This window comes from Paenibacillus sp. RC73, assembly GCF_044908085.1.
In the GTDB taxonomy this organism is placed as follows: Bacteria; Bacillota; Bacilli; order Paenibacillales; family Paenibacillaceae; genus Paenibacillus; species Paenibacillus terrae_A.
This window is the reverse complement of sequence record NZ_JBIYCV010000005.1, coordinates 232,181-252,733: the sequence shown is the minus strand read 5'-3', so window position 1 is coordinate 252,733 and position 20,553 is coordinate 232,181. Positions and strand designations below refer to the sequence as shown.

The following is a 20,553-nucleotide window of genomic DNA, read 5'->3' as shown; positions in this document are numbered from 1 at the left end:
ATGGCTGAACCTTTAAAAAATATATACACAGAGGATTTTCTTCGCCTTTTCGGTGAAAGAGTACAAACGGCGTATAGCTCGTTTGATACCCAGGGATTTATCCATCAGGTCATGGACGAATCGTGGAATGAGCTGGAGCTAAAAGCACGGATGCGGCGAATTTCACTAACATTGGGGACGTTCTTGCCCAGTCGTTATGAAGAAGCCTTGGCTGTCCTTTTTGCTATAGACGAGCATTGCAGTGGTTTCCCGTACTTATTTTTTCCTGACTTTGTGGAGGTGTATGGGCAGGGAGAGGAGCATTGGACGCTCTCTATGGAAGCGCTGGAGCGTTTCACACAGAAGTCATCTGCGGAGTTTGCCGTGAGACCCTTCCTGCTGCGCGAACCGGAACGGATGATGCGCCAGATGACGGTCTGGGCGGTTCATCCGAGCGAGCACGTCCGCCGTCTTTCCAGCGAAGGCTGTCGTCCACGGCTGCCGTGGGGGCAGGCGTTGCCCATATTTAAGCGCGATCCCGCTCCTGTATTGGCCTTGCTGGAACTGTTGAAAGCCGATCCCTCACTGTATGTACGTAAAAGTGTAGCCAACAACCTGAACGACATCGCTAAGGACCATCCCGAAGCAGTCATTGCAACAGCTCAACGATGGAAAGGTACGCATCCCGACACCGACTGGATTGTACGCCACGGCTGCCGCACCCTGATTCGCAAGTCCAGCCCCGAGGCGATGGCGCTGTTTGGTTATGCCGAAGAAACGAACGGATCCCCGTTAGTTACGGAAGCGTCTTTTACCGCCGATCCGGCTGTGTTAAAGCTCGGTGATAGCTGTGAGCTAAGCTATGCGCTTCAACTTAGGGAAGGTGAACCAGTGCGAGTTCGCATCGAATACGGCATCGACTTTGTGAAGGCAAGAGGACAAGTCTCGCGTAAATTATTTTTGCTTTCCGACAAAAACGTACCCGGAGGAACCCGTCTTACAGGTACGCGAACACACCGTTTCGCAGACCTGACGACCCGCCGCCATTATCCAGGCGCACACCGTATTACACTGCTTGTGAACGGACAGGAAGCTGCATCTTCGGAAGTGGAACTCCAGTTTTAAAAGCTTTATAGCAGCAGAGAGAAAGAGTCTGAAACCTGGCTCTTTCTTTTTGTCGTTCGCTTCTATGGACTTTATTTTTTTCAAAAAAATGAGTCTGGTATTAGAACCTGGTACTAAGACGTGTTATAATAAGATTAGATCGTGGCTCTCATCTTATGTATAAAGGGGAATGTACAATTTGACAAATCAACAGCAATGGCTTGCGCCTGAATATTACAATATGACTTCGGAAATGGAGCATCATGACGCTAGCAAAACAGCACTCAAGTGGTTAAGCGAAACAGGAGACTACGAGGAAATCCCCTATGGGGAGCTGCTGAAAAAAGCTAATCGACTCGCTGGAGGACTCGCAGGACTGGGATTTAACAAAGGAGACAGGGTTCTGGTCGTAGTACCACGTCGAATTATTGCGTATGTGATTTACCTGGCATGCTTAAAGCTGGGACTTGCCGTTATTCCTTCTTCCGAAATGCTTCGGGCCAAGGATATTGCCTATCGACTTCGCCATTCGGAAGCGCGCGGGGTGATTGCCTGGACCGGAGTAATAGGTGAGGTGAACAAAGTAGACGGGGATTTGCCTTCCCTGGATTACCGTATCGCGGTTTCCAGCGACGACACGGTAGCTGAACCCGGCTGGCTGGCGCTGAATGAGCTGATGGCAGGACAGGAAGATACCTTTGAAGCTGTGAAAACGCACCGGGATGACATGGCAATTCTGGCCTATACCTCCGGTACCACGGGAAATCCTAAAGGTGTCGTACATAGCCACGGCTGGGGATATGCCCATCTTCGGATTACATCCCCTTGGCTGGATATCCAGGCCTCGGATACGGTATGGGCTACAGCTGCGCCAGGATGGCAAAAATGGATTTGGAGTCCGTTTCTATCCGTATTGGGAAATGGAGCCACCGGATTCGTATATAATGGTTCTTTTCGTCCGGGTCGCTATTTGCAGTTCTTACAGCAATACCGGATTCAAGTGTTATGCTGTACCCCAACGGAATACCGGATTATGGCGAAGACGGATGGTCTGGATCAATATGATCTGTCCCAATTGCGTAGCGCAGTTTCTGCGGGAGAGCCTCTTAATCAGGAGGTCATTAACAAGTTTCAGGAGCAGTTCAACATTAAGATTCGTGACGGTTATGGCCAGACGGAAAGCACTTTGATTATCGGTAATTTGAAGGACGCGCCATTGCGCACAGGTTCAATGGGGAAATCTATTGCGCCGGGACTGGTTGAGATCGTAGACGAGGACGGTGTTCCACTGGCTCCGGGTCAAGTGGGCGATATTGCAGTGCGTGCTGATCTGCCGGCATTATTCCATACGTATTACCTTGATCCAGAGCGCAAAGGTGTCAGTGTCCATGGAGACTATTTTGTTACAGGAGACCGGGCGCGCAAGGACGAGGATGGATACTTCTGGTTTGAAGGACGCGGTGACGATATCATTATTAGCTCCGGTTATACCATCGGTCCCTTCGAAGTGGAGGAAGCGCTCATGAAGCATGACTCTGTACAGGAGTGTGCTGCCGTAGCCAGTCCTGACGAAATCCGGGGACATATTGTAAAAGCCTACGTTGTACTCAAAGCCGGAGTAGAAGGATCACCTGAGTTGGTGAAGGAACTGCAACATCATGTGAAAGCATCGACAGCACCTTACAAGTATCCAAGAAAAATAGAGTTTATTCAGGAGCTTCCCAAAACCAGTTCGGGTAAAATAAGAAGAGTGGAGCTGCGTGAACTGGAGAAGCAGTCTGTACTGTAATTGTAGATTGTAAATATCATGAAATGCGGAACAGGAGCGTGGGGAAATGAGTTCATTTGAAGCATTGCTGGAGCAATATGCAGAACTGGTCGTAAAAGTAGGTGTCAACATCCAGCCCGGACAGGTGTTTTTGGTCACTGCACCACTGGAAACCGTGGAATTTACGCGGCTGATTGTTAACAAAGCCTATGAAGCAGGAGCCAAATATGTGCAGGTGGAGTTCGAGGACGATCAGATTACGCGCAGCCGTTTTGAGCATGGTGACGAAGCCAGCTTTGATTACTACCCGGCCTGGAAGGCAGAAATGCTGGAAAAACTCGCCGAGGAGGGTGGAGCCACGCTAACAATCAAGGTGCCGAACCCGGATCTGTATCAAGGCATTGATCCGCAAAAAGTATCGCGTGCAACGAAGGCGGCGGTAACGGCGAGAGAAGGCTTTTCCCAATATACCCGAAATCATAAAATCAGCTGGTGTCTGATCAAAGCACCCACGAAGGCTTGGGCGGATAAAGTGTTTGCTGATGTGGCGGAAGAGGACCGTATTCGTGTCATGTGGGAAACGATTTTCCAAATGAACCGTGTGGATGGCTCCGATCCCGTTCAGAATTGGCAGAATCATCTGAAAAACCTCGAACAGCTGCAAGACAAGCTGAATCATAAAAAGTATAAAAGCCTGCACTACCGCGCGCCCGGAACAGATTTAAAAATCGAACTGGCCGACGGACATATTTGGCGCAGCGGTGGTGCTGAAAACGAGCGTGGAGACTACTTTGTGGCGAATATGCCGACAGAAGAAGTATTCACAATGCCTAAACGTACAGGTGTAAATGGTTATGTCACCAGCACGATGCCGTTAAATTTGAACGGACAGCTGGTGGATCGCATCACATTTACCTTTAAGGATGGCAAAGTTACCAAATATACAGCGGAATCCGGCGAGCAACATCTGACTCATTTGCTGGCTACGGATGAAGGGGCCAGCTATTTGGGTGAAGTCGCGCTGGTGCCGCACGATTCGCCGATTTCCAATCTCAATCGCATCTTTTACAATACAGGGATTGATGAAAATGCCTCCTGTCACTTGGCGCTCGGCAGTGCGTATCCGTTTAACCTCGAAAAAGGAACACAAATGAACCGGGAAGAGCTGCTCCAGAACGGTGCCAATGTCAGCCTGACCCATGTTGACTTTATGATCGGCTCGGCTGAGCTGGATATTGACGGCGAGCTGCAGGACGGAAGTACAGAGGCTGTGTTCCGCAAAGGAAATTGGGCGATTTAAACCTTTTCTCAATCTCGATTAAAGCAACCCGCAAGCGATCTTATTCGTTTGCGGGTTTTTGTATATGCTAAATATCAAACTGTGCTTGTATTGCGAAATATAAAGTGCTAAACTGAGTTCAAACATAAATTTAAACATTGTTTTAAATTATGTTTGATTTATAGAATTCTGGTCTATTCAATCCGCTCTGATTGGACCAGGTAAGAGGAGGAGAAGTATGAATCACGTAGACAAAAAACAGCAAACCAAAGAAAAAATATTACACGCTGCGCTTGAATTCATTAAAAAGGAAGGTTTCGAGGCCGTTACAATCAGGAAAATTGCCGACCTGTCGACCACCAATATTTCTCTGGTTAATTACTATTTTGGCTCTAAGGAAAATCTGCTCAGTGAAGCCATTGAAGTGATATTGACTGGCTTTCAGCACACTTTTTCTATTTTGGACGATACAGCAATCCCACCCCAAGATCGACTGAAACAATTTTTGTTTGATTATTTACAGGTCATTCGGCAATACCCGGAGCTGCTCTCACGAGTCATTGTCATGGGCAGCACGCCCTTCACATCCCAACAGGAATACGGAAGGTTTTTAAACATGATGGGATTCCCCAAAGTGCAAAGTACGATCAAGGAGCTGACAGGTGAGCAACGGCCAGAGCGATTGTTAGCAATGATGCTGCAAATATTTGGGGCTATTTTTCTTCCCGCATTGATGAGCCCGATTCTTGAATCCGGAGCGGCTGTGGAAATGCCTTCAATCGAGGAACAATTAAACCTGTTGTTTGATAGATATTTTGATAAATGAGCATTTTGCAACAATCCCAAGAGCGATTTCAAATTAGCAATATATAGATCAAAACGGTCTAGTTTGTCTATATATTCTAATTTTAAGCGTTGGGAATCGAATGATGCAAAATGCTGAAATCATAAATGACTGGAGTGAATACTATGAATTTTCTGAGAAAATACTGGCAGGACGCAGGGGCTATCATTGGTGTGATCGTATGTATTGGTTTACTTATGAACAGGGCCATCTTTTCGGATATAACGGGAATTTTATGGTTAAGCTTTGTAGCCATCCTTTTTCATCAATTTGAGGAGTATCGCTGGCCTGGATATTTTGCCGGTCTATTTAACAACGTCATGTTTAAAAGTGAAACCCCGGATCGCTACCCCTTAAACACCCAATCAGCCATGATTATTAATGTGTTGATTGCCTATGTGTTTTATTTACTCCCGATATTATTTCCACGCGTGGTATGGCTTGGACTCGCACCTGTTTTTATGGGCTTCTTCCAGGTAGTCTGGCATGGCATTGTTGTGAATATAAAAGCAAAAACCTTATATAATCCTGGTTTATTGACGGCAGTGCTCGTGCATGTTCCGGTCGGAATCTGGTACATTCATGATATTGTGGAGTACAATGCACCGGCCCTAACAGACTGGATCTGGGGGACAATCTACTTTGCTTTTGCTGTATATATCTTCATCATAAAAGGGAATATGTGGTTGAAAAACAGCAATTCTCCCTATCCTTTTTCTCAACAACAGTTAGGATCGTACTATCGTAAATAGTGTATGTTGGATGATCTTCAATGTCCTTGTTTACAAGTTGGAAACAAGTAGAGGTATTCTGGAAATGTGGTTAGGTTACACTTGGTTTGTACCTCATTGAAACAAGGAAAGAGTGATCTCATGATAAAACATTCACATCAACCACATGAATCAAAAAAGCTACCCTATAAGCTAATAACGGCTACTGCTTTGATGGCTATCAGTTTCGTTGTCATCACCGGATGCGGCAATAGCGGAGAAGCAAAATCAACTGCTCCAATTACGGAAGGCGCGGTTGCACCATCTACCGATTCTACGGTTCAGCAAACGGGCAACAATAGTAAGAGTGCAGATGCGAACAAGCAAGGTTCGGACACAGACCAGCAAAGTCCGAGTCCAGCAGGTTCCCAGGATACCGGAAAGGTGTCTGAGCAAGGCTCAACCTCGGCCCGTCAGTCACCTGCCAGCAGTGCAGCGCCATCTAATAACACACACGGTTATCCAGCAAGCATACTCAGCGCAGCCAAGCAGGGGACACTTCCGAATTTGCCCAAGGGTCTTGGTTTGGGAACGGGTAGCGATCTTTTGTTCGAGCTGTGGGGAAAATCCGAGTCAGGCTCTACCGGTCATCTGCGGAGCTACGCCAAGCATCATACGGATATCGTACTGGATGGAAGCGATAAAGTTACAGAGATTACATCATCCGATCCATCTTATAAAAAGCTGGTTATCAACGAAGTCATTAAGGAACTGGGTAAGCCGACCGAAAGGAACGACACCTCCAAAGACGTACCGGATACAGCAGAAGTCAGTTATACCATCAAAAATACTTCCGGGCTTGATCAGTATTTAGTATTTTCCTATCAGACAAAAACACAAAAGGTCAACTATGTCAGATTGTATTTTAACTCCATGACTCCATAATCTGAGACACAATAAAGAGTCGCTTCCGTAGCCATCCCGGAGGCGACTTATTTTTTCTGAGCGATTGCTATTGCATTTTCGTGTAGTGTCATTTATATTGGATTTAGTAATTGATCAATCACTAATCTGAATCTGTGTTGAACAAAAGGATGGAGATTTCATGACCAAAGCTACGTCAACATCAATAAATCGCCAAAAGGAAATCATATCCGCCGCCATTGAAGTATTTGCAGAGATGGGCTACTATCGTGCGACAACAGCCAAAGTGGCTGAACGGGCCAACATTTCTCAGCCGTATGTTTTCCGTTTTTTCGCTACCAAGGAAGCTTTGCTGATTGAAGCGCTGAAGGTTTCATTTGCACGCATCATCGACTCTTTTCACCGAGTTATTCATTCGGTTTCGTCTGAACGGCTAGAGCAGGAGCTTATTGCAGCATATTCGCAAATTATGGTGGAATACCGCAATGAGATTCTTTTGCAAATGCAGGCGCAGACAATCCACGAGGACGTGGTTGTGAACGTGATGCAGCAGGGATTTCGTGAAATTCATGCGGCGGTATATGATGCCTTCCGCCAGGCAGGTATTGAACAGGCATTGGAAAGAACGATGCTTTTTCTGGCTAGAGGCATGCTTTGTAATATCTCAATGTCGCTGGATTTGCCGGAGCTGATGAAAATAAACGATTAACCTCGTTTATTTTAATGTTATGTAATTGATCAATCACTAAATAATTATTCTATTTAAGGAGTGTTCACAATGAAAAAAGCAATCGTATTAGGTGCAACCGGAGGAACTGGGTTGGCAATTCTACATGAACTTCTCAACAGAGGCATTGAAACCGTCGCCTTCGGACGTTCTTCCGACAGGCTCCAGCAATTACAAGCATCATTAGGTCAGCCAAAGCATCTGTCTGTTTATAAAGGCGATGTATTCGATCCGCATCAGGTTAGTGCTGCGGTTAAGGATGCAGATGTCATTTTCCAATGTGCGGCTGTTCCATACCACGAAATGGAGGCACGCCAGCTTCCTTTGGGGGAATCCGTCATGGAGGCAGTCAACCGTTTAGGGAAGAAAATAGTCATCATAGACGGAATTTATCCGTACGGCAAGGCATTGACCCCTTTAGTGAATGAGGAACATCCTAAAAACCCTCATACCCGCAAGGGAAAAGTCAAGCTGGAATTTGAAAATCTTATATTCAGTTCCCGCTGGGATCATGCACGGCCTATGATTGCAAGATTGCCTGATTATTACGGACCTACCGCCAACAAATCCTCTTATTTAGGATTGACTATGGAGGCTGTGGCTGCTGGAAAACCGGCTATTTTCATAGGAGGCTTAAATGTCCCACGCGAATATGTGTATCTGCCCGATGCAGCAGTGATGATCGTGGAATTAGCCAGCCTGGAAGAAGCTTACGGTCAAAATTGGAACATACCGGGAGCGGGTGTGATTTCCGGCAAAAAGCTTGTTCAGATTGCACAAAAAGCGAGTGGTAAAATTAAACCTGTCTTTCCGCTGCGAAAAACCGCACTTCGTCTGATCGGATTATTTAATCCGGTGATTCGTGAAATCGTAGAGATGCTATATCTGACCCAAACACCTGTAGTGCTGGATGGTAGCAAATACGAGCGTGTTGTAGGGGCTATACCCAAGACACCTTTTGAAACAGGTATAACGGATACCATACTCGCATTGAAAAAATGTCAATAATATCTATGATGAGGCTATATCAAGGGGACTCATTCGTGCAACTGTGAACGCCAACTGCCAAATAGGTTGACAAAGAGAGTGCGATTCGTTATTTTTATACCCATAGGGGTATATGTATAATGAAAATTTTAGATTACATTCCCCTCAAAAAATAAGCGGAGGTATGTACAATGTCATCAACTAACATCCAAGCAGATCAAATTCTGGATTGCATAGGACTTGCTTGTCCCATGCCCATTGTCAAAACGAAAAAAGCCATGAATGAACTCAATGCCGGGCAGGTTATCGAAATTCAAGCCACGGACAAAGGTTCACTAGCCGATTTACAGAGCTGGGCCCAAAACACCGGACATCAATATTTAGGCACTCTTCAATCGGGAGATGTGATGCAGCATTATTTACGTAAATCCAATCCCGATGAAACGAAGGAAGAACAGACCTTTCCATGGACGATAAGCCATGAAGAATTACAGACGAAACTATCCGCAAACGAGAAAATAACGTTGCTCGATGTCCGTGAGCCCGCAGAATTTGCTTTCAAACGCATCCCCGGCTCAAAATCTATTCCTCTCGGAGAGCTGGAAAGCAGACTCGATGAGCTAAATGTAGATGAAGAAATCGTAGTGATTTGCCGCACCGGAGTCCGTAGTGACCTGGCCTGCCAGCAATTAGCAGCCAAAGGCGCCCAAAACGTCAAAAATGTACCTTTAGGCATATCCGCCTGGACAGGTGCGACTGAGGGGAGCGAATCCTTATGAATACCACAACAAAAATCAACGCCATGACAGCGCAGGAATTGACCAAAATTATTTTGAATCAAGAACGTCTCTTTATTGTAGATGTCCGCAACGAGAGTGATTTTAACAATTGGAAGGTGGAAGGCGAACAGATTGAGATTATCAACCTTCCGTATTTCGATTTGCTGGATGGCGTTGGCCATGTACTGGAGCAAATTCCCGATAATGAACCCGTGTTAGTCATCTGCGCCAAGGAAGGGTCTTCTATATTTGTCGCGGAACAGTTGGTTGCAGCTGGGCGGGCCCAACTATTTTACCTTCAAGGAGGGATGAAAAGCTGGCGGAGAGCGTAGGGGCAACCTATTGGCTGCCATCCAAAGACGCTGAAGAGCTGACCTTTGATTATGCCAAGCTGGAAGATGGTCATGCCATTACGGTTGGTAACACAACGATTAACATCCAGCCGATTTACTCTCCTGGTCACACCATCGGCAGCACATCCCTAATTGTGGATCAGCAATATCTGCTGACCGGAGACATTTTGTTCATTCAATCCATTGGCCGTCCAGATTTGGCGGTGAAAGTGGAGGATTGGGTTGGCGACCTGCACACCACACTTTATACCCGTTACAAGGATTTGCCGGAAGATTGATCGTACTTCCTGCGCATTTTGGCAGCATCACGAAGCTGGGTAAAGGGGGTAAAGTTTCGGCACGATTAGCAGACATTTACCAGACGAATCCGGGTTTAAGCCTGCAAAGTGAGACTGAATTTAGAAATAGAGTGACTGCTAACTTACCAGAACACCCTAATGCCTATCAAGAAATTCGGCAGACCAACATGGGAAAAAAAGCACCAACGGAAGAAGAACAGCGAGACATGGAAATAGGACCTAACCGCTGTGCCATACATGACAACTAAAGTGGGTGCATGATGGATATTCTTCTGTATGGAATTATGGTGCTCCTGGGTCTGATCGGCGGAATGGTATCTCATTTTCTGGACGAACAAGTGATCAATATCATTTACGGGATGCTGGCGATGATCGCCGTCGTGCTGATGTTTATACCAAATAAAGGGAAACTCGAACAATCCACAAGCGAAATTACGTTTAACAAATGGATTGCGGTGGGGTCTGCCTTTTTGGTCGGTATCATATCAGGCGTCGTAGGTGCAGGAGGGGCATTCATTTTATTCCCATTATGTTAACCGTGCTCAAGATTCCTACCCGAACGACCATTGCATCCTCACTCGCTATTGTGTTCATTTCCGCCATTGGCGGTGTGATTGGTAAAATATCAACGGGCCATATTCCGATTATCGTAACTGCTTTTACGATATTGGGGAGTTTGATCGGCGCATCTCTGGGATCCAAATGGAGTGCGAAAATCAATCCAGTTATTTTGCGATACAGTTTAGTGGTATTGATCCTTCTTACTGCCATTAAAATTTGGAGTTCCATATTAGGAGTTTAAATAAGAAAGTTGTAGTGAAAAAGGAGCTTACAGGATGAATCAGGAATATACTCAGCAAAAAACAACCATCGTATTATTTAGCGGGGAGCTGGATAAGGCTATCGCTGCATTTATTATCGCGAATGGTGCGGCAGCTTACGACCATGAAGTGACCATCTTCTTTACGTTTTGGGGGCTAAACACGCTGCGTAAGGAGGAACTCGTACGCACAAATAAGGGGCTACTCGAAAAAGCCTTTGGCTGGATGATGCCGCGTGGACCCCAAAAGCTTGCATTGTCCAAAATGAATTTTGCAGGACTCGGCCCGCAGATGATCAAGCATGTCATGAAAAAGCATAATGCGCTTTCCCTTCCGCAGCTTATTGAGCTGGCACAAGAGCAGGGAATCAAGCTGGTGGCCTGCACCATGACCATGGATCTGCTAGGGCTGCAACAGGAAGAGATGATGGACGGTTTGGAATATGCCGGAGTAGCTGCCTACCTGGGGGATGCTTCGCAGGGCAAGGTAAATCTATTCATTTAGGGTGTCCTAATTATTTTTTTGGTTTATAATATACCTATACATGTATATGATTAAATCAAAAAGGAGTCTATACCTTATGGATTACAATTATAGTGATGAACTGAAAACGCGCCTGAGAAGAATTGAGGGTCAGGTGCGTGGGGTACTTCGTTTAATGGATGAAGGACAGTCCTGCAAGGACGTAGTAAGCCAGTTATCTGCCGTACGCAACGCATCAGATAAAGCGATTGCCCAAATCGTAGCAGAGAATCTGCAACGTTGTATATTGGAAGAGCAAGAAGCTGGTGGAGATACAGATAAACTTGTTAAGGAAGCGATTCAGCTTCTAGTAAAAAGCCGTTAAGGAGGTCATTTTCGGTCAATTGCTGGAAAGACAACACGAGCTTGATCCGAAGTAAGAAAAGATTATGGTATGCAGAAGCGGAAACCGCAGCGGGCTGGCATGTGAATTACTTGGCGAAAAAGGTTTTCATGCGGTTAATATGATCGGTGGCATGAATGAGTGGACAGATACAACGGTATAAGCATAAAATTTTTCTTAGGGCAATATTATTTCAAAAAATTATTGCCCTCTATACATAAGGAATACTGAACATAAGTGCCTAAATTTTGATTGAAATAAACACGATTTTGAGAAGTTTCCTTCGTAACCCGAATGCCAAAATCCCCATTTCCATTGGATATGATTTCATTTAAATGAATGCTGGATTGTTGAACATCCGTTTCCAGATAAATACCGTTCGAATCACTCGTCCAATCACGAATTTTACCACGCCCTTTCCATGCTCCAAAATTAGAAATGTTATTACTGGAAATATTGATTTTAGAACATCGCAAAACCTGGATGCCCGAGAAATCAGGATGATCAATCGTGTTGAACATCACGTTAATACCGCCAGAGAGCTGATCCAGTTCAATGCCAAAAAAGCGAGTGTCCAAGATAATATTATAAACAATCTCTAATCCATGGTATCGACTGCTTAATGAAATAGGGTGCTCTAAATTGCGGGAAACACGAATACCTGAATTGATCGAACGAAGGATGATGTTCCTTTCAATGCGATTGTTATAAGCGGGCAATGAGTAAGAGATACCGGAGAGAGGAGAATCCTTAATGAGATTGCCCAATACTTCGGAATCACGGCACATATAAAAAGAGATCGAGGAGCCAAATACATTGTTATAGCGCACTTTACCATTTTTCTGAAGAGAAAAGGATATGCCATCCCCTATAAAATCAGAATATACGGTGTTATTTTCAAACACATTTTCATTATCGAGATGATTTTCTTCTACTGCTGCAATCGTTTCTGCGCCTGCTGCCACCTTTGGACCAGCAAAGTATACGGCAAAAATACTTGCAGTACCTAAAATTTTATTTCCTTCAATGCGGGTACGGTTAGAGGATGCAATAACAAGAGCTGCTTGAGCAGAGTGAGTTAATGAATCTAGGGTTAAACGGGTAATTGAAACATCATTGGCGTTAATTGTAATTAAGTCCTTTGAAGGATCGGTTTGACGGAGTATCGTATGTTCAACGGATTCACCCTGTATTTTTGTAGCATGATTTTGAATCAGCACAGTAGAAGAAACATTGTAAATACCGTTTTTCACAAAAATATTTGTTTCATTGGATGCTAAGGCTTCAATTAGAGAAAGGTAGTCACCCGATCCATCAGCGGCTACAACAGCAGACGGGGAGGAGGCGATAGATTTGTCCAAAAAGTAAACCTCCAAACGTTTTCTACATATTGCGATCCATGTCTTTATGGCAATTACCTGTTGATTTTTGTACGACGAACCCGTAACATTAGAAAAAAATATAACGGGAGCCTGTGGAAGCAAGCTGAGAGTACGACTAAGCCGTCGTAGACCGTGTGAACCTGTTGGATAATGCCAGCGTAGGGATATAAGTGTATACATATGTATAAGCCAACAGCCTTTCACAGGTTCCTGAAGAAAGAAGGTTGTTTTTTGTGTTAGATAATATGGCTTTGTTGCTACAAAATATGCGGGATACGAATCCGCTCATTCACAATATAACCAATGTGGTCGTCACCAATTTCACGGCGAACGGACTGCTCGCGCTCGGCGCTTCACCAGTTATGGCATACGCCAAAGAGGAAGTCGCAGATATGGCCCGAATTGCAGGGGCGCTTGTACTTAACATCGGTACGTTAAATGAAGAACTCGTAGAGTCTATGATTGTGGCTGGTTTATCGGCTAATGAACATGGGGTACCCGTGCTGTTAGATCCCGTGGGTGCGGGAGCGACTCCATTCCGCACAGCCTCCTCCCTCCGTATTCTGGATCGGGTCAAGGTGGATATTGTTCGTGGTAACGCTGCTGAAGTTGCACAAATCATTGGCGAAGACATGCAGATTAAAGGTGTCGATGCTGGAGAAACAGGTGATTTGAATATTTCACAACTTGCAGTCAAAGCAGCCCATCAACTGAATACCATTGTTGCAATCACCGGCAAAGAAGACGTCATTACCGACGGCCGTATAGGGTGGATCATTGAAAATGGCCATAGCCTGCTTACCAAAGTTACCGGGGCTGGTTGCCTATTAACTTCGGTACTGGGCGCTTTCACTGCTGTCGAAAACGACAGGCTTACTGCTGGTATGGCAGCGCTTGCTGTATATGGTGTTGCTGCTGAAATGGCAGCGGAACGAAAAGGCACGGAAGGACCAGGAAGCTTTCAGATCGAGCTGCTTAATATGCTGTTCGCTATAACGCCGGACGATGTACGCCAGTACGGTAGGGTGCGCCCGCTAGATCGGATATTCTGAAATCAAGCATAAATCATACGATTATCTTTGGTATCCGCGCTGGGCGCGGTTTTTTATGTATGCAAGTCCTTGTTCTTCTATTGGGGCAAGAGCTTGTACTGATAGTCTGGGAACGGAAGTACAACTCAATGGAGTCGATCAGTCTAAACATTTCCTATAAATATTCCGATAACTATTAAATGGGCACCTACTGCTCATGCCAAATATTGCCAATTATGTATTGCAGCAGTGGATTTTTGTAAGCTTGCTTACTGGTTAGACAAATACATATTGTTATCAAGGAGAGCATAGATCATGAATAAGAAGCGCTTGCGCCAATGGATGGCTCCGTTCGCAACGGCTACACTGATTTTAAATACGGGATATGGTATCTGGGGAGGGACGGATGCGGTGGCGAGCCAATCCGCTGCTCTGAGTATTGCACCAGCAGAGGTGAGCAATCTGACAGCGGTTCCGTTAGATACAACAAGGGTGAATTTGTCTTGGACCAACCCGTCGGACATCAATTTTGACCATGTAAAGGTGATCGGTGTCAGCACCGACGTGTATGTAGATAACATCCTAAGTAACTCTTATACGCTGAGCGGCTTACAGCCGAATACGACATATACCTTCCGAGTGAAGACGGTGGGTAAGAGTGGTAATGAATCTCAAGGTACTACAGTACAGACTAAAACAGCTTCCGTTGATGCTCCTGTAGATAAGACACCACCAGGAGAGGTAAGCGGGCTGACAGCGACGAATGTGGGTTACAACGCTTTTACTGTGAATTATATATTGCCGAAGGATGCTGACCTGAACCAAGCCATTATCTATTTAAATGACAAAGAGGTGCAGCGAACTACAGGGACGTCCTATACGTTCAGTGGATTGATTGCTTCGACAAACTATAAGGTAACAGTTAAGACAGTGGACAAATCCGGCAACATATCTGGAGGGGTCAATATTCCGGTTACGACAACAGCGCTCACCGTCGATACAGTGCCAGAAGTAACAGGAGCTTCAGTGACATCAGTTAATAACTATAGCGTTACTGTTTCCTGGACGAGGCCCAGCGGAATTAGTACGGTCAGTCTGTATAAGGACGGACAACTGGTAACCGATTCAACAGGAACATCCTATACATTCAACAATCTGTCGGCAAGCCAGACATACACGTTTATGATCAGGTCCAAGCGAAGCACAGGTGCATTGTCCTCCGGTGTGAGGCTGACTGCCACAACGAACAGCACGTCCTCCAATTCGTCGGAAGTATCCAATCTTGAAGTAGATAGCAAGAGTGATACCTGGATCAAAATTACTTACGATATGCCGAGTCAGGCCGAAAAAGTGAAAATATATGTTGATGGTGATTATAGGGGCACTACATCCTCTGAATCCTACAAAATTACGGATTTACGTGAAGGACGCTGGTATGAGATTAAGGTCACAAGCGTAAATAGCAGTGGAAGGGAATCTAGCGGTGTAAAGATCTCAGAACGTGCAGATAGTTATAGCTATTCCTCGTCTTCATCTAGTTCATCCAACTATGAGAAAGCAAGAGATTTGATGCGAATTGCGGAAAACAGTTTGAACGCCTCCGACTGGCGGTCTGCCAGAGACGCAATCAGTGATCTGCCGAGCGGGACACGTAAAAGCGACCTTCTGGATCGGCTGGAAGCTATTCGCAATAGAGCGATTGGTACCAGTAGCTCATCGACCGGGACAAGCTCAGCTACATCGACTTCTGGCACAGCGTCTTCATACTCTAACAATGCGTTTTCCTCATATTCAACTTCATTCACCCTGACACCAGGATCTACATCAGCTTATGTCGATGGGCGTACTACGACGATGGCTCAGGCACCACGAGTGATAAATGGGGTAACGATGGTCCCGCTGCGCTTTATCGGTGAACGTGTGGGCTACCAAGTGAACTATGATAAAGCGACCAAAAAGATTATCATGAATCGCCTTACCGATGGCAAACAAGTGGTGCTTCAAGTCAAGAATTCGACCCTTGCAGTGTACGAGTTAAACAATTCTCGGAATTACTCGACGAACATCACAGCTCCGGTTATTATTAACGGGCACACGCTGGTTCCATTACGAGTCATTAGTGAGCTTTCGGGCTATCAGGTGAACTATAACGCTGTATCCAAACAAATCACGATTACAAAATAACTGCTTCTGTAAAAACAATTTCAAAGTAATAGTTTGGAACTCAGCTTGTCGAGAAACCCGGTCATTTCCATGACGTAGGGTTTCTCTTTTTTTGTATGAAAGCCCGCGATTTACGCGAGTTCTTTTTCAAGATAAGCATCAATTTTTGCGAGGGCTTTTTCTGTCCCGCCGGATTGCTGGAAGCTATCATTTATTTTTTGTATTCCTTTTTTATACGCTGCGTTCGATATCACTTCATGTACAGCCTCTCTTAACGAATGTGCATTGATATGCTCTTTGGTTATTCGATAGCCAGCTTGAAGTTCCGTTAACCGCTGCGCGACCATCGGCTGATCCTTGTCCTGGGGCAGTACGACCAAGGGAACATTGAAGTGAATCCCTTCATTCACGCTGTTCATTCCACCATGAGTAATAAATACATCTGCATGACGTAATACCTCCAATTGGGGAACATAAGGAGAAATAATAAAGTGCTCAGGGGCCGGATTGATTTTCGTAAAGTCAGCCTTCTCACCAGCTGCAATCACAACCATGCCTTCAAAATCGGAAAAAGCTTCAATACAGGTGTTAAAAAAGTCTTCAACATGATCCAAAACTGTTCCCATCGAAATATACAGAACCTTGTTATTTTGTAATACATCCAAAGGAAAAGAATGTTCCCCTTTGCGCTCAGGGAAGCTCGGACCGATAAAAAGGTTCTCCTCACCAAAACGGTCACCGTCCGGTTGGAAATATCGGCTGGTATATACCACATTCAGCTCCCCTGAATTGTTCATAAACTGAACCATATCCTCAGGAGCAACCCCGAATCTTTCTTTCATGAGATGCAGTGAAGCCGTGGCATGTTCATCAAGCTGAAATGGCACTTTTGCTTCGGAGCTAAAGAGATTGCTAGCCATCCGATTATTTGAAATTAAAAAGGATGGTGATGAAGCAATACCTGGGATATTCAAATAATCTCTAACTAACTCACCAGCTCCGAATCTATCATAGAATACAAAGTCAAAATCAATATTTTCGGATAACTTCTGAGTAATTGCCAATATGTCCAGCGAAGTCTGAATATGAATGTTCAAAAATGCGTTCAATCCGGCCGGAGATGCAGTGTTGATGGAAGCAGTCCTGATCAGATCGGGGTGCAGGTGAACCGTTGCTCCAACTGCTTCGAGTCTGTCCTTGTATTTCTCAGTTGTAATGTAATGTACCTGATCTCCCCGTGCTGCAAAGGCCTGCGTAATCCCTATCGTAGGGTTCACATGTCCTTCTGCCGGAAAGTTAACCATTAATATGTGTAGCATTCATCATCACTCCTTTACGCATCGTTAGAGACCTCAGTTTTCACTGAATCTCTCTATCTATAATAACAATAATATTTATATTTTCAAATGATATCCTTTCAATATTCCTCTTAAGGTCTCTCAGCATACCGTAAGAAGCCATCTATACTGTTGCGAACTTAGCAGCAGCTCTGCCCGTTTCCGTCCGATTTTGCTTACCTCGAACTGCGATTGTCGGGATGATCCCCCATTGCTACGATGGGAGAAATTCTATTCAAACTGTTGGGCAGCGACTATTATATTCGGCCTGATCTTTTCAACCATTCTAACACTTTTTGTGGTACCTACTCTTTTATATGGTTGTAGCTAATCTGAAGCTGAAACGGAAGCATAAGAAGGAAATGTAAACAAATAACGATACAACGAATAGTAAGAGTAGTCTTATTCATCAAAAGCAGTATAAACAGATTTTAGATGGTACCAAAGGAGAGAATTGTATAGGTGTCGTTTTTTTATACTTCTCTATTAGCCTACACCCTATTCTATTCTTGTTCATATGATGAAAGACAAACAAGTAGAAAAGAGGGCGACCCTTGAATAAAAAAGAGATCAGAAATGGTGTTTCCATTATTGCATGTACCAATCGTCCGCAATTTTTTGACAACATTCTGCAAAATTACAGAAGACAGCGTTATAAAAGTAAAGAGCTTATTATCATTCTGAATAATGACAGCATGAACCTGCAGTTATACCGAAACCGCGTTAGGGGCTCTGCCCATGTTACCGTATATCAAGTTCCTGAAAACATATCATTAGGGCAATGTTTAAATGCTGGAATGACGAGGGCCCGACTCTCGTTGGTCGCTAAATTTGATGATGATGACTACTACTCGCCGTTTTACTTGAAAGAGCAGGTTAAAGAGCTGAAGCGCACCAAGAGTGATATTGTGGGCAAGCATTCTTGTCTTGTTTATTTGAGTGCTTCCAAGAAGCTTTTGATCAGATCACCTAAAGAAGCGAATAAACATGTAGAATTTGTACAAGGTGGTACCATTCTATTTAAAAAGGAAGTATTAAAAAAGGTTCGTTTCACCGACCGCTCAATCGGGGAGGATGTAACCTTTTTGAGGCAATGCAGAAAAAAGGGATTCAAAACGTATGCTACATCTCCTTTCAATTATGTATACCAGCGGAGACAGAACAAAAAGAGCCATACGTGGAGAGCGGGAGACGATTTTTATATAGAAGGGAGCCGATTGGTAGTGATAACGGATCATTACCGTTCGATCGCAGACAAAGAGGTTTAAAGAAGAGATAGCAAAACACTTCAAGTACCGATGGCCTGCTCATTCTACTGGATAAAGGTGCAGGTTACTTACGGGGAGATATCCGATACGTCAAAAAGTTATCCATATTTGCATCCTTGGCCAAGAAAATGGGGAGAGGGCTGCAAATGGCTTAAGCGGTTTATAGGAAGTTACATTTTCGTCTTTCGTAAAAAATTTGAATGCCGGAAATTATATTTAACCACTAATGTCACTCGGCCTTAAGCTAAGAAGACAAGGGACAAGAAGGGATGGTATGTTCTGTCACGATATGGAGAAGGCCCAAAGAGTTATCATAGTGGCATCTAAGCGTTCAAATTCCTTAGAAATAAAGAGGTCTGAGCAAATATTAGTTAAATTTTAGAATTCAATAAGAGTGTATTCTAACAAATTTGTTACCCGACTTCGAAAGTGTAAGGATTGATGCGACCATTGTTCGTGTCCATCAGCACGGAGCCGGAGCAAAAGGGGGCCGTATTTTCAGGCTATAGGAAGGTCCCGAGGCGGACTGATCACTAAAATTCACGCCGTTGTGGATGCTTTAGGTAATCCGCTGCGCTTAGAGTTGACGGCGGGACAGCGTCACGACTCCGTCATGGGCTACGAAATGCTAATCGCTTTGATAAATTGACATGTACCTTCAAGGCTTTTTTGACGTTGGCTTCGATTATGATCTGGCTTGCTTAGGTTTGAATACACGCCCTAAACGTAACGCTAGTACGGGCATTATATTGACAATGGATTTAACCATTGATACACACAGTCGCCACATTGGCGGCTTTCTTGTTTTAAGGTTCTCGGTTTTTGCATGAAAACACTGGTGATCATCGCTCATTCAAAATTACATCGTTAGCAGATATCTTTTTAAGCCATTTGTAGTAGCCTTCGCGTGAAAACCTCTGCAGTCTTAGGATCCGTTCTAATGGTTACGTCAGCCTCCTTTTAGCCACTTCTTTATCTATGAAGACGAAGGAGAGGATTCAATTCATTCTATACATCATTCATCATGTCATTGGCATAGAACTTTTTAAACGATTCTGTTGCGGTTTGCATGTTTTTCAAGTAGTCGATTTTATAGATACAGGAGTATATAACGTTTAACACGTAGTCAAAGGCGATTTGCGAAGAAAATGTACCAATCTTGGCAAGTTTCACTTCGTCATTAGGAACCTGTATACAGATCGTACTGAGATTTGCCAATTCACTTTGATTGGTCGCTGTGATCGTTATAAAAGGGATGTTCTCGCGTCTGAAATGTTGAGCAACTTTTATATAACTCGGCGACTTTCCATGGTAGGTTAAGAAAATGGCGCAATCTCGTGGTGTAAGATTGATGGTATGGTGAGCCCATTCGGATAGCTCGGTGGCAATGACTACATATTTGTTGATTTTAAACAATTTATTCTGAAAACTTTTCGCTCGGATTTGTGAATCGCCTAAGGCATAGATGAAAATTCTTTCTGCTCGATCCAGCAACTGAGCTGTTTGTGACAGCAAGTCATCATCCATAAATGCAAAGTTTTTTTCAATGGTTTCCTTCATTAATTCCGCAATCTCTTTTGCCACCTGAAGTGAAGACTCACCCAAACTGAAAGGGTAATTGGGGTCCACATTGGAAATGTTCTGGGTGTTTTGCTGGAATTCCAGAGCAAGTTTGATAATGAACTCCTTGAAGCCAGATAGTCCAAGTTTATGAGTTAAACGGTTAATCGCGGAATGCGAGGTATACGTAACTTTCGCAAGTTCTTGAACAGTTAAGTGAAGGATACGTTCCTTATGAGTCAAAATATAGGAAGCGATGCTTTTTTCATTTGGTGTAAAAGTATACATGTCTGATAATTGCGTCAGTATTTTCAACAGGTTCACCCCAGCTTAATTGAAATAACGTGGATCAAGAACATCAAATAAACATTTT

17 protein-coding genes, 4 pseudogenes and 1 riboswitch are annotated in these 20,553 nt (G+C 44.3%); of the genes and pseudogenes, 18 read left to right on the top strand and 3 right to left on the bottom strand.

Annotation, left to right across the window (positions count from 1 at the left end; translation table 11 throughout):
- From ABH897_RS14290 to ABH897_RS14230, 13 genes and pseudogenes are all read left to right on the top strand, one after another.
- Complete coding sequence (locus ABH897_RS14290) at window positions 1-1,104, top strand: DNA alkylation repair protein (protein WP_283656002.1); 1,104 nt, start codon at window positions 1-3, stop codon at window positions 1,102-1,104.
- A gap of 178 nt (window positions 1,105-1,282) precedes the next feature.
- Window positions 1,283-2,872, top strand: coding sequence for an acetate--CoA ligase (locus ABH897_RS14285; protein ID WP_404580335.1), 1,590 nt, complete (start codon window positions 1,283-1,285; stop codon window positions 2,870-2,872).
- A gap of 46 nt (window positions 2,873-2,918) precedes the next feature.
- Window positions 2,919-4,151, top strand: coding sequence for an aminopeptidase (locus tag ABH897_RS14280; protein WP_283656004.1), 1,233 nt, complete (start codon window positions 2,919-2,921; stop codon window positions 4,149-4,151).
- Between the two features lie 217 nt (window positions 4,152-4,368).
- The gene (locus ABH897_RS14275) at window positions 4,369-4,956 is read left to right on the top strand and encodes a TetR/AcrR family transcriptional regulator (protein WP_283656005.1); all 588 of its coding nucleotides are present in this window, start codon (window positions 4,369-4,371) and stop codon (window positions 4,954-4,956) included.
- Between the two features lie 143 nt (window positions 4,957-5,099).
- A complete protein-coding gene (locus tag ABH897_RS14270) occupies window positions 5,100-5,726 on the top strand; it encodes an HXXEE domain-containing protein (protein WP_283656006.1) in 627 nt (208 codons plus the stop codon).
- 120 nt (window positions 5,727-5,846) lie between these two features.
- On the top strand, window positions 5,847-6,629 hold the full coding sequence (locus ABH897_RS14265; protein WP_283656007.1) for a DUF4309 domain-containing protein: 783 nt from the start codon (window positions 5,847-5,849) through the stop codon (window positions 6,627-6,629).
- Window positions 6,630-6,789: 160 nt separating this feature from the next.
- Entirely contained in the window at window positions 6,790-7,317 is a 528-nt protein-coding gene (locus tag ABH897_RS14260; protein ID WP_044645890.1) for a TetR/AcrR family transcriptional regulator, read from the top strand.
- 69 nt (window positions 7,318-7,386) lie between these two features.
- On the top strand, window positions 7,387-8,343 hold the full coding sequence (locus ABH897_RS14255) for an SDR family NAD(P)-dependent oxidoreductase (RefSeq protein WP_404592254.1): 957 nt from the start codon (window positions 7,387-7,389) through the stop codon (window positions 8,341-8,343).
- A 170-nt stretch (window positions 8,344-8,513) separates the two neighbouring features.
- Window positions 8,514-9,101 (top strand): sulfurtransferase TusA family protein, encoded by a 588-nt coding sequence (locus tag ABH897_RS14250; RefSeq protein ID WP_283656009.1) that lies wholly within the window; start codon window positions 8,514-8,516, stop codon window positions 9,099-9,101.
- Window positions 9,098-10,001 (top strand): annotated as a pseudogene (locus ABH897_RS14245) (rhodanese-like domain-containing protein). The gene ABH897_RS14250 and the pseudogene ABH897_RS14245 overlap by 4 nt, the downstream one beginning before the upstream one ends.
- Before the next feature lie 9 nt (window positions 10,002-10,010).
- Window positions 10,011-10,555 (top strand): annotated as a pseudogene (locus ABH897_RS14240) (sulfite exporter TauE/SafE family protein).
- Between the two features lie 34 nt (window positions 10,556-10,589).
- Window positions 10,590-11,078 (top strand): DsrE/DsrF/DrsH-like family protein, encoded by a 489-nt coding sequence (locus ABH897_RS14235; RefSeq protein WP_404580337.1) that lies wholly within the window; start codon window positions 10,590-10,592, stop codon window positions 11,076-11,078.
- A gap of 76 nt (window positions 11,079-11,154) precedes the next feature.
- The gene (locus ABH897_RS14230; RefSeq protein WP_044645886.1) at window positions 11,155-11,421 is read left to right on the top strand and encodes a metal-sensitive transcriptional regulator; all 267 of its coding nucleotides are present in this window, start codon (window positions 11,155-11,157) and stop codon (window positions 11,419-11,421) included.
- A 206-nt stretch (window positions 11,422-11,627) separates the two neighbouring features.
- Here the strand turns inward: ABH897_RS14230 and ABH897_RS14225 are convergent, their stop codons facing one another.
- On the bottom strand, window positions 11,628-12,800 hold the full coding sequence (locus ABH897_RS14225; protein ID WP_283656011.1) for a right-handed parallel beta-helix repeat-containing protein: 1,173 nt from the start codon (window positions 12,798-12,800) through the stop codon (window positions 11,628-11,630).
- A 93-nt stretch (window positions 12,801-12,893) separates the two neighbouring features.
- Window positions 12,894-13,003: riboswitch (TPP riboswitch) on the top strand.
- Between the two features lie 63 nt (window positions 13,004-13,066).
- Between ABH897_RS14225 and thiM the strand changes: the two genes are divergently transcribed.
- On the top strand, window positions 13,067-13,873 hold the full coding sequence (gene thiM / locus ABH897_RS14220; RefSeq protein WP_404580338.1) for a hydroxyethylthiazole kinase: 807 nt from the start codon (window positions 13,067-13,069) through the stop codon (window positions 13,871-13,873).
- Between the two features lie 294 nt (window positions 13,874-14,167).
- Complete coding sequence (locus ABH897_RS14215; RefSeq protein WP_283656012.1) at window positions 14,168-16,036, top strand: fibronectin type III domain-containing protein; 1,869 nt, start codon at window positions 14,168-14,170, stop codon at window positions 16,034-16,036.
- 110 nt (window positions 16,037-16,146) lie between these two features.
- Here ABH897_RS14215 and ABH897_RS14210 read toward each other — a convergent pair whose 3' ends face one another.
- A complete protein-coding gene (locus ABH897_RS14210) occupies window positions 16,147-17,334 on the bottom strand; it encodes a macrolide family glycosyltransferase (protein WP_283656013.1) in 1,188 nt (395 codons plus the stop codon).
- A 157-nt stretch (window positions 17,335-17,491) separates the two neighbouring features.
- On the opposite strand from ABH897_RS14210, the pseudogene ABH897_RS14205 reads away from it, so the two are divergent.
- The 3 genes and pseudogenes from ABH897_RS14205 to ABH897_RS14195 form a co-directional block, all read left to right on the top strand.
- Window positions 17,492-17,720 (top strand): annotated as a pseudogene (locus ABH897_RS14205) (efflux RND transporter permease subunit); the annotation flags it as partial.
- 186 nt (window positions 17,721-17,906) lie between these two features.
- Window positions 17,907-18,620 (top strand): glycosyltransferase family 2 protein, encoded by a 714-nt coding sequence (locus ABH897_RS14200; RefSeq protein ID WP_404580339.1) that lies wholly within the window; start codon window positions 17,907-17,909, stop codon window positions 18,618-18,620.
- Window positions 18,621-19,039: 419 nt separating this feature from the next.
- Window positions 19,040-19,233 (top strand): annotated as a pseudogene (locus ABH897_RS14195) (transposase); the annotation flags it as partial.
- A 395-nt stretch (window positions 19,234-19,628) separates the two neighbouring features.
- On the opposite strand, the gene ABH897_RS14190 reads toward ABH897_RS14195, so the two are convergent.
- Entirely contained in the window at window positions 19,629-20,495 is an 867-nt protein-coding gene (locus ABH897_RS14190; RefSeq protein WP_404592252.1) for a MurR/RpiR family transcriptional regulator, read from the bottom strand.
- Window positions 20,496-20,553: the final 58 nt, after the last annotated feature.